Annotated in this window: 11 protein-coding genes; 5 read left to right on the forward strand and 6 right to left on the reverse strand. The window is 65.8% G+C overall.

Annotated features, from left to right (window positions below; all coding sequences use genetic code 11):
* Positions 1-207 precede the first annotated feature (207 nt).
* The 5 genes from Q0C59_RS03050 to Q0C59_RS03070 all read left to right on the forward strand — a co-directional run bounded on the left by Q0C59_RS03050 (position 208) and on the right by Q0C59_RS03070 (position 3,750).
* Positions 208-1,143: a DUF3034 family protein gene (locus Q0C59_RS03050; protein WP_291211538.1), complete on the forward strand. Its 936-nt coding sequence runs from the start codon at positions 208-210 to the stop codon at positions 1,141-1,143.
* A 23-nt stretch (positions 1,144-1,166) separates the two neighbouring features.
* The gene (locus tag Q0C59_RS03055; RefSeq protein WP_291211541.1) at positions 1,167-1,643 is read left to right on the forward strand and encodes a group 1 truncated hemoglobin; all 477 of its coding nucleotides are present in this window, start codon (positions 1,167-1,169) and stop codon (positions 1,641-1,643) included.
* 19 nt (positions 1,644-1,662) lie between these two features.
* Positions 1,663-2,319: a plastocyanin gene (locus Q0C59_RS03060; protein ID WP_291211544.1), complete on the forward strand. Its 657-nt coding sequence runs from the start codon at positions 1,663-1,665 to the stop codon at positions 2,317-2,319.
* A 68-nt stretch (positions 2,320-2,387) separates the two neighbouring features.
* Positions 2,388-2,960, forward strand: coding sequence for an RNA polymerase sigma factor (locus Q0C59_RS03065; RefSeq protein ID WP_291211678.1), 573 nt, complete (start codon positions 2,388-2,390; stop codon positions 2,958-2,960).
* A gap of 10 nt (positions 2,961-2,970) precedes the next feature.
* Positions 2,971-3,750, forward strand: coding sequence for an anti-sigma factor domain-containing protein (locus tag Q0C59_RS03070; protein ID WP_291211547.1), 780 nt, complete (start codon positions 2,971-2,973; stop codon positions 3,748-3,750).
* 18 nt (positions 3,751-3,768) lie between these two features.
* On the opposite strand, the gene queF is transcribed toward Q0C59_RS03070, so the two are convergent.
* From queF to Q0C59_RS03100, 6 genes are all read right to left on the reverse strand, one after another.
* Positions 3,769-4,620: an NADPH-dependent 7-cyano-7-deazaguanine reductase QueF gene (gene queF, locus Q0C59_RS03075; RefSeq protein WP_291211550.1), complete on the reverse strand. Its 852-nt coding sequence runs from the start codon at positions 4,618-4,620 to the stop codon at positions 3,769-3,771.
* Complete coding sequence (locus Q0C59_RS03080) at positions 4,617-5,510, reverse strand: alpha/beta fold hydrolase (protein WP_291211553.1); 894 nt, start codon at positions 5,508-5,510, stop codon at positions 4,617-4,619. Before Q0C59_RS03080 ends, queF begins: the two co-directional genes overlap by 4 nt.
* Positions 5,511-5,520: 10 nt before the next feature.
* Complete coding sequence (locus Q0C59_RS03085) at positions 5,521-6,378, reverse strand: 2OG-Fe(II) oxygenase (RefSeq protein ID WP_291211556.1); 858 nt, start codon at positions 6,376-6,378, stop codon at positions 5,521-5,523.
* Positions 6,379-6,388: 10 nt separating this feature from the next.
* Positions 6,389-7,165 (reverse strand): peroxide stress protein YaaA, encoded by a 777-nt coding sequence (yaaA, locus tag Q0C59_RS03090; RefSeq protein ID WP_291211559.1) that lies wholly within the window; start codon positions 7,163-7,165, stop codon positions 6,389-6,391.
* A 91-nt stretch (positions 7,166-7,256) separates the two neighbouring features.
* Positions 7,257-7,847: a DUF3501 family protein gene (locus Q0C59_RS03095; protein WP_291211562.1), complete on the reverse strand. Its 591-nt coding sequence runs from the start codon at positions 7,845-7,847 to the stop codon at positions 7,257-7,259.
* 10 nt (positions 7,848-7,857) lie between these two features.
* A partial coding sequence (locus Q0C59_RS03100; RefSeq protein ID WP_291211564.1) for a (Fe-S)-binding protein occupies positions 7,858-9,207 on the reverse strand: 1,350 nt, incomplete at its 5' end.

Genomic DNA, 9,207 nt, shown 5'->3' on the forward strand with positions numbered 1-9,207 from the left:
CGGCTGTCCGTCGGCGAGTGCCTTGTGACAACCGTCACGTCGAATACGCAACCCACAGCACCAGTGGATTCACAAAGCCCCCGAAACACGCAGGGCCACTGGCGCTTGAATCCGGTTCATGAGGCGCTGCGTATCCAGAGGGTCAGACCACACCGCCCCCTGCCCAGTGCCCCGGGGGCTTTCGTCAACACCCCACGCCTACTCACCATGCCCATCGTCAATGCCCTCCCCCTCCGGCTGATTCCTTTGGCCGCAGCCGCTGCGCTGCTCTGCACCTCCCCCGCCCACGCCGACACCGGCAAGCTGCTGCTCACCGGCGGCGTGAGCTCTGTTGAAGGCGCGGCCGGCGGCGGTATTTCACCGTGGGCCGTGATCGGCAGCCAGGCCACCGAAGGGGAGGTCGGCGTGTCCGCCTACGCCAGCCGCGCCAATACACGGGACTACAGCCTCAACGCCTACGGTGTGGCCGTGGGCATCCACGACCGCGTCGAACTCTCCGTGGGTCGGCAGGACTTCAACACCGGCATCACCGGCACAGGCCTCGGTCTGCCCGGCCTGCACCTGAAGCAGGACATCGTGGGCGCCAAGCTGCGCGTGGCCGGCGACGCCGTGCTCGACAGCGACAGCCTGATGCCGCAGATCGCCGTGGGTGTGCAGTTCAAGCGCCTGCAGTCGTCGGGCCTGGACGGCACGCTCAGCGCGCTGGGTGCCAAACGCAACGGCGCCGACGTGTATGTGAGCGCCACCAAACTCTTCCTGGCGCAAGGCATCCTGGTCAACGGCACGCTGCGCGCCACCAAGGCCAACCAGGGTGGCCTGCTCGGCTTCGGCGCCACGCTGGGCGGCACCGACAACGGCTACGAACTGCAGCCCGAGATCTCGGTGGCCTACCTGATCAACAGCCAATTGGCCGTGGGTTTCGAGTACCGCGCCATGCCCAACAAACTGCAACGCGCCGGCCAGGCCGCCGGGCTGGGCGACGGTCTGCGCGCCGACGACTGGAAAGACATCTTCATCGCATACGCCCCGAGCAAGAACGTCTCGCTCACCGCCGCCTACGTGGACCTGGGCCGCATCGTGCCGGCCACCACCAGCGGACGCAAACAAACCGGCGTGTACCTCTCGGCCCAGATCACTTTCTGAACCCTTCATCTTTGAGCCTCACCATGAAACACCTCATCACCGCCACCGCCCTCACCCTGTTCGCCCTGGCCAGCGGCGCCACGCTCGCCCAGTCCATGCAACCCGCCCCCTCGGCCGCCAGCGCCTACCCGGTGGCGCCCGCCGCCGGTCTGTACCAGGCCTTTGGCGAAGCAGCCGGCATCCGCAGCCTCATGGACGATTTCGTGGTTCGCCTCAAGGCCGACCCACGCATTGGTGACCAGTTCGCGGACACCAACCTCACCAACCTGGCCAAGTCGCTGAGCGACCAGCTCTGTCAGCTTTCGGGTGGCCCCTGCGTCTACAAGGGCCCCGACATGAAGACCGCACACGCCGACCGCGACACGACCCGCGCCCAGTTCAACGCGCTGGTGGAGGTGCTGCAACAGAGCATGGACGCACGCGGCATTCCGTTCACCCGCCAGAACCAGATGCTCGCGCTGCTGGCCCCGATGCACCGCGACGTGATCACCGTTCGCTGAAACACCACCGAGACCGATCATGAAAAGCCCGAACGCCGTTGCCTGGCTGATCGCCGCCATCCTGTGCCCCCTGGCCGCGCAAGCCGCCACCGTGCAGGTGACGGTGCTCGGTCGTGATGGCAAACCCCTGGCCGATGCGGTGGTGATCGTCGAACCAGCCTCGGGCGCCAAGCCTGCTTCGCCCGCCCCGGTGTCGGCCGTCATCAACCAGCAGAAGATGCAGTTCGTGCCGGGCACCAGCGTGCTGCCGGTCGGCTCCAGGGTGACCTTCACCAACTTCGATACGTGGGAACACCACGTGCGCGGCATGCCCGCTGGCCTGGCATCACTGAACCCGGGAACCCAACCCGGCTTTGAGCTGCGACTGGACGGCAAGGCCGAAGGCAAGGACCCCGCGAGCGCCGAGGTGACGCTGGCCAAGGCGGGTGCCATGCAGCTGGGTTGCCACCTGCACGGATCCATGCGCGGCTTCATCTTCGTGGCCGATTCGCCCTGGACATTGCTGACAGACGCCAACGGTGTCGCCACACTGCAAGGTGTGCCCGAAGGCGCCGCCAAGGTGAGGGTGGTGCACGCGGACCAATTGCTCGAAGGCCCACCGGTCACGGTCAACATCACGCCGGTCACGGCCCTGAGCCTGCCCACACAAGTCCAGCCGCGCCGGCGCCGGCCATGAACACCCTGCCCGCTTTCTTCCATGCCCTGGTGTGGGCATGGGGCAAGCCGGTGCCCCACAATGCCCGCATGAGTGCACAACCCGATGACCAACTGATGGCCCTGATCGACCGCATCGCCCAGCGCGATGAGGCCGCCCTCAAGGCCCTCTACGACCTGACCTCGTCCAAGCTGTATGGCCTGTCCATGCGCGTGGTCGGCAAGGCCGAATGGGCTGAAGACGCGCTGCAGGAAACCTTCCTGCAGATCTGGCGGTCCGCCGGCGACTACCGCGCCTCGCTCAGCCCACCCATGGCCTGGTTGGGCCTGATCGTGCGCAGCCGCTCGCTCGATTATTTGCGCCGGCGCAGCGCCGAGCGCACCCACCTCACCGACGAGATCGACGACGTGATGTCCGACACCATGGAAGGCGATTCGCCCAACCCGATGGACACCACCCTGGCCAGCCAGCAGGCGTGGGCACTGCACCAGTGTCTGGGCAAGCTGGAGAACCGCCAGCGCGAGGTGGTGAGCCTGGCCTACCTGCGCGACCTCAGCCACAGCGAACTGGCCGAGCAACTCAGCCTGCCGCTGGGCACCGTGAAGACCTGGATCCGCCGCGGGCTGGACCAACTGCGCACCTGCATGGCGCGCTTTGCGTGAAGGGACCGGCATGAACCTGATCCAACACCCCGAACTGCTCGACAAGCTGGCCGCCGCCCACGCGCTGGGTACCTTGCGTGGTGGTGCACGCCGCCGCTTTGAAGCCATGGCGCGAGAACAAGCCCCGGTGCGCGCTGCCGCGCTGGTGTGGCAAAGCCGCGTGGCCAGCATGAACGAGCTGCAGACCGCGCAACAACCCGCGCCCGCCGTGTGGACCCGCATTGAGAACCTGGTGCAGGGCGAGAGCCAGCAACAGGCCATGGCCGCTGCGCGCGCCCAAGCTGTGAAGCCCCAGCCCACTGGCTGGCTGCGCAGCCTGGCGCTGTGGCGCGGCGCCACCGCCGCCGGCGCGCTGGCCACGGTGTTTGCGCTCGTCACCGCCGTGGGCCTGCGCGACGACCTGGGCGCGCAGATCAACGAACTGCAGGCCCAACTGTCGGCCACACCGCAGATCGAATACGTGGCCGTGCTCAACGACGACCAGGCCAGCGCTTCCATGCTGGTGACCTTCGACCCGAAAAACGGCAAGCTCACGCTGCAGCGCGTGGGCGGCTTCCAGGAAGCCAGCGACAAGTCGCTGCAGCTCTGGGCCCTGCCGCCCTCGGGCGGACCCCGCTCGCTGGGCGTGCTGAGTCAGGAACGTTTGCTGCAGCTCACGGCCGGCGAGGGCGACGTGCGCGAAGTGCCCGCCCTGGCCATCAGCCTGGAGCCCAAGGGCGGCGTGCCGAGCGAACGCGGCCCGACCGGGCCGGTGCTGTTCAAGGGTGCGCTGATCCAGAAGATGATCTGAATCTGCCGCGCGAGGCGGCTACTGCCGCGCCGTGCGCACGTTGGCCGGCGGCGACTGCGGGTGGCTGGTGCGCCACGGGTTGATGTCCAGCCCGCCGCGGCGCGTGTAGCGCGCGTATACCGCCAGCTTGGTGGGTTTGCAGCGCGCCAGCACATCCATGTAGATGCGCTCCACGCACTGCTCGTGGAATTCGTTGTGGTTGCGAAAACTCACGATGTACTGCAGCAAGCCCGCCTGGTCGATCTGCGGGCCGCTGTAGCTGATCTGCACGCTGCCCCAGTCGGGCTGGCCGGTCACCAGGCAGTTGCTCTTGAGCAGGTGGCTCACCAGGATTTCGTCCACCGGCTTTTCATCAAACGCTGCAGACAGCAGCTCGGGCGCGGGCTGGTAGCGCGTGCACTCCACATCGAGCCGGTCGATCGACAGGCCGGCCAGTTCCTGCACCGTCTCCCGCTCCAGCTGTTCGGGCAGCAGCAGCCTCACGCCGGCGCTGGACTGCAGGGTGCTCCCGTGCCAGATGGCCGCGCTCACGTCCGCCCGGATGCGGTCGCGCACCGCGTCGGCGCTGGCAAATGCCGTGTTGTTGAAGCTGTTGAGGTAGAGCTTGAACGACTTGCTCTCCACGATGTGCGTGCTCTCGCAGGGTACGGTGATGTGGGCCAGGGCCACCTGCGGTTTGCCGCGTGGGTTGAGCCAGCTGAGCTCAAACGCGGTCCACAGATCGGCACCGAGAAACGGCACGCTGCCGGTGATGCCGATCTCGCGGCGCTTGGTCTCGCGCGGCAGGGGAAACAGCAGGCCGGCGTCGTATTGGTCCACGTAGGCCGAGGCCTGGCCAAGCTGCGATTGTTCGGGGGTGTTCTGGGTCATGTCGAGGTCTGTGCAGTCTGGAGGTGCGGAACGATGTGGCCAGCCAGCAGCGCGGCCACTCCGGGTGGCCAGTCGTGGCCCATGCCGTCGATGGACTCGAAGCGCGCGCCGGCGATGCGCGCAGCGGTGTCCTGGCCACAGGCCAGCGGCACCAGCGGGTCGGCCGTGCCGTGCAGCACGAGCGTGGGGCAGGCAATGCGCTGCAACAGGGTGTGGCGCTGGGTGTCGGAGGCCACAGCGAGCAGTTGCCGCGCCACACCATCGGGGTTGTGGCTGCGCACCGCATCGGCCAGCACGCGTTGCTCGAACGCAGGCATGTCTTGCGGGAACGCGGGACTGCCGATCAGGCGGAACATGTTGAGGGCGTGGGCAGCCACGTGCTCGGGACGCTGGCTGCGCGGGCGTTTGAGCAGGGCGCGTGTCACATGCGGACGCGGACCCGGCAAACCAGGCGCACCGCTGGAGCTCATGACGCTGGTGAGGCTGAGCACGCGCTGCGGCACGGTGGCGGCCACGCGCTGCGAGACCATGCCGCCCATGGACACGCCCACCAGGTGGGCGCGCTGCACGCCCAGCGCATCGAGCAGGCCGACGGTGTCTTGCGCCATGTCTTGGAGGCTGTAGGGCGAGCGGATGGGCAGTCCCAGGCGGGACCGCACGAGCTGCCAGCCGATATTGGGCACGCCCAGGTGGTCCAGCTGGCTGGACAGGCCAATGTCGCGGTTGTCGAACCGGATCACCCGGTAGCCGGCCTGCACGATGGCCTGCACCAGCGAGCCAGGCCAGGCGGTGAGCTGCATGCCCAGACCCATGGTGAGCAAGACCGCAGGCGCTTGTTCGTCGCCGTCGCTCTCGTACTCAATGCGCAGGCCGTTGTGGGTGATGTTCATGCCGGGCACGTCAGACGAACTCGCGTTCACGCAGCCACTTGGTGGCGACCCATTTCTCGCCCTCGATCACCGGCGCGCCGCCATGCAAGGTGCGGGTGGAGGGGTGGGGACGGTCGTAGTTGAAGAACACGGCGTTGCCTCGCACGGGCGCCACTTCCAGCCCGGCGTCGGGGAAGGTGGTGCCGCCGCCGCGCGCAGGCTCGCTGAGGTACATCACCAGCGTGGCCAGGCGTTGCCCGCCGCGCTTGAGGATGCTGGGCGTACCGGGTTCGTCGGGGTCGAAGTAATCGTAGTGCGGCTTGTACTCGGCGCCCGGGCGGTAATGCAGCACCTGCAGGCCTTCGCCGTTTTCAACCGGCCAGTTCAGCAGGCGGGCGATGCGCGCCTCGATGCGTGTGACCTCGGCCGTCTGCCCGCGCGCGAAGAAGGTGCCGCTGCTGGTGCGGTCCGGGTTGAGTTCCTCGCCCCCGGTCTTGGTGGCCACGGTGAGCGAGCGCGCGAGTTGCGGGCGCGCCGATTCGATCAGCGCGTCGCATTCGTCGGCGCTCAGCAGGTTGCCGAGCACCACCACGCGCGGCTGGTTGAGCGAGGCAATCACGTCGACCAAACGGTCCCCCGCGTCGATCTGGCGCGGCGACTGGCTCAGGTCCAGATCGGGCAGGAGCCGCGCCCCTTCGCGGCGCACCACCGGTGTGGGCTGCGGCGGCACCACGGCAGGCTCCTTCCATGTGGCCTTCAGTGCCTTGAGCGCAACCACCTCCTGCCAGCCCGACGCCACCATGGACGCCAGCACCGCATCGCGCGAGAACCCGGCCGAGGCTTGCTCCACGATCCACTGGCGCAACTCGATGGTGACGGACTGGTTCATGGCAATGTCCTCAGGACTTGGCCTCGCGGCGGAACACCAGGCGGTCGGGTCCGGAGGCGGCGCTGTTGAAGCGGTACCCTTCCAGATCGAAGTGTTTGAGCTGCTCGGGCGTGCTGGCGCGGTGCTGCACGGCGTAGCGCACCATGAGGCCACGCGCGCGCTTGGCCATGAAGCTGATCACTTTGTAGCCATCGGCCTTGCGCTCTTCAAACACGCAGGTGACCACCCTGGGCACCAACACCTTGCGATCGACCACCTTGAAATACTCTTCGCTGGCGAGGTTGACCACCACCGGACTCAGGTCGGCCCGGGCGCGTTCGTTGAGGTGGTCCGCGATCTGGCGGCCCCAGAACGCGTAGAGGTTCTTGCCGTGGCCAGTGGCCAGGCGCGTGCCCATCTCCAGGCGGTAAGGCTGCATGAGATCGAGCGGGCGCAGCACACCGTAGAGACCGCTCAGGATGCACAGGTGTTGCTGCAACCAGTCGAGGTCGGGCTCGGCCAGTGCCTTCGCGTCCAGCCCGCCATACACGTCGCCGTCAAAGGCCAGCACGGCCTGCTTGGCATTTTTCGGCGTGAACTTCGGGCGCCAGGCCTGGTAGCGCGCCACGTTCAGGCCCGAGAGGGTGTCCGACAGCTTCATGAGGTCGGCAATCTGCTGTGGCGATTGATCGCGCAACACACCGATGAGCTCGGAGGCCTGCTTCACAAACAGCGGCTGGGTGTGGGTGGCGACGTGCGGCGGCGTCTCGTAGTCGAGTGCCTTCGCGGGAGAGATGAGGAACAGCATGTGGAGGGGGGCCGGGCGGATTCGCGGTGGGCAGTCGAACAATGAAAAAAGGCTTCCCGAAGGAAGCCTTGATTATCGCCACCGCACCGCTTCACTTCAGGTCGCCCGCGAGAGACGCCAGCGTTTCCGGGGACACCTGCACATGCGCCGGGTAGTGGGTGTGATCACAGCCGATCTTCACCGCTGCACCGGCCTGAATGGCCGCGCGCATGGGTGGCGTGAATTCGAAGCGCACAAAGTGCACTGCGGAGGTTTTCACTTCGTTTTCGCGGTCCAGGTCTTCGTCGGCAATGGCGTACACGCGCGCATACCCTTCGACCTCGACGAACAGGCGGTCCTCCACGCCGATCAGGCGCGCGAGTTCACGCTTGCGCTCGTTGATGTCGGGGTACTCGATCATCATCGTGGCCTTCCAGTTGTGGCCATCGGGCACCAGCGGCGCGTAGGCCTCGATCTCCTGCTGGATGCCCTCTTCTTCAAACACCTTCTCGATGCGCAGCATCTCCTGGATCTGGTAGCGGATGGTGGTCTCGCTCTCGAACTGCAGGTTGATGTGTTCACCCAGCCGAACACTGCGCAGCTGGCGGTGTGCGATCACCTCGGGCTTGTGCAGTTTTCGCCACTTGGTGTAAGCCTCCAGGCTCATGAGCGAGTCGGCGGTGATGTGTCCGGTGAGTTGCATGTTTGTCTCCTTACTTCAGTCCATAGGCCTTGGCAACCAGACTGAGCGGGTGCTGCAGCTCGGGCGCGCCCAGCCCGTTTACTTCAAAACCTTGGGCGATGTGGTGACCCCCGAGCGGACAGTCCGAGCTGATCACATCGGGCGGGCTGCCGTCCTTCATGGTGGCCATGGCCTTGAACACCGGCTTGCCGATCTTCATGGCGGTCTGGTGGGTGGCCTTCTTCACGCCAAAGGTGCCTGCGTGACCCGAACAGCGCTCGATCGTGTTGATGGTGGTGTCCGGCACCATTTTGAGCATTTCTTCGGTCTTGCGTCCGATGTTCTGCACACGACCATGGCACGGGATCTGGTAGCTCACATTGCCCAGTTTCTGGGGAAATTCGGTCTTGAGCAGACCGTCGCGCTTGCGCGCCATGAAGTATTCAAACGGGTCCCACAGGTGCTCCTTCACCAGTTGGGTGTCGGCGTCGTCCGGGAACATCAGCGGGATTTCCTGCTTGAACATCAGCGAGCAACTGGGCACCGCCGAGAGGATGGCGAAGCCGTCTTTCGCGTATTTCACCAGGACCGGGATGTTGGCTTCCTTGCTCTTTTCCACCGAGTCGAGGTCGCCGAGTTCGAGCTTGGGCATGCCGCAGCACTGCTCCTTCTCCACGATCACATAGGGGATCTCGTTGTGGTCGAGGATCTTGAGCAGGTCCAGGCCGATGCCGGGCTCGTTGTAATTGATGTAGCAGGTGGAGAAAATGGCGACCTTGCCCGGCGTTTTCTCGCCGTCTTTCACGGTCGTGGCTTTGGCCTCGGGCGCGGCGGAGCGAAAGCGCTTCGTAGCCAGTTCGGGCAGCCAAGCGTCCTTGTCGACACCGGCCACGCTTTCCATCACGCTGCGCGCCACCTTTGTCTTGTTGATCGCGTTGACGGCCTGCACCACGATCGGAATGCCGGCAAACTGGCCGTGCACGTCGGTCGAGGCGAGGAATTTTTCGGCTGCGCCAACGTCCCCCTTCTTGAACTTGATCGCCTTGGCGCGCAGCATGGTGTGCGGGAAGTCCAGATTCCATTCGTGCGGCGGGGTGTACGGACACTTGGTCATGTAGCACAGGTCGCACATGTAGCACTGATCGACCACCTTCCAGTAGTCCTGCTTCTCAACTCCATCCACTTCCATCGTCTTGCTCTCGTCCACCAGATCAAACAAGGTGGGGAACGAACCGCACAGGCTCACGCAGCGGCGACAACCGTGGCAGATGTCGAAGATGCGTTCCAGTTCATGGAAGCACTTTTCCTCGTCGTAAAAGTCGGGGTTTTTCCAGTCCAGCGCGTGTCGGGTGGGCGCTTGCAGGTTGCCTTCGGTGGCCAT

This window comes from Hydrogenophaga sp. (assembly GCF_022844385.1).
Taxonomy (GTDB): Bacteria; Pseudomonadota; Gammaproteobacteria; order Burkholderiales; family Burkholderiaceae_C; genus Hydrogenophaga.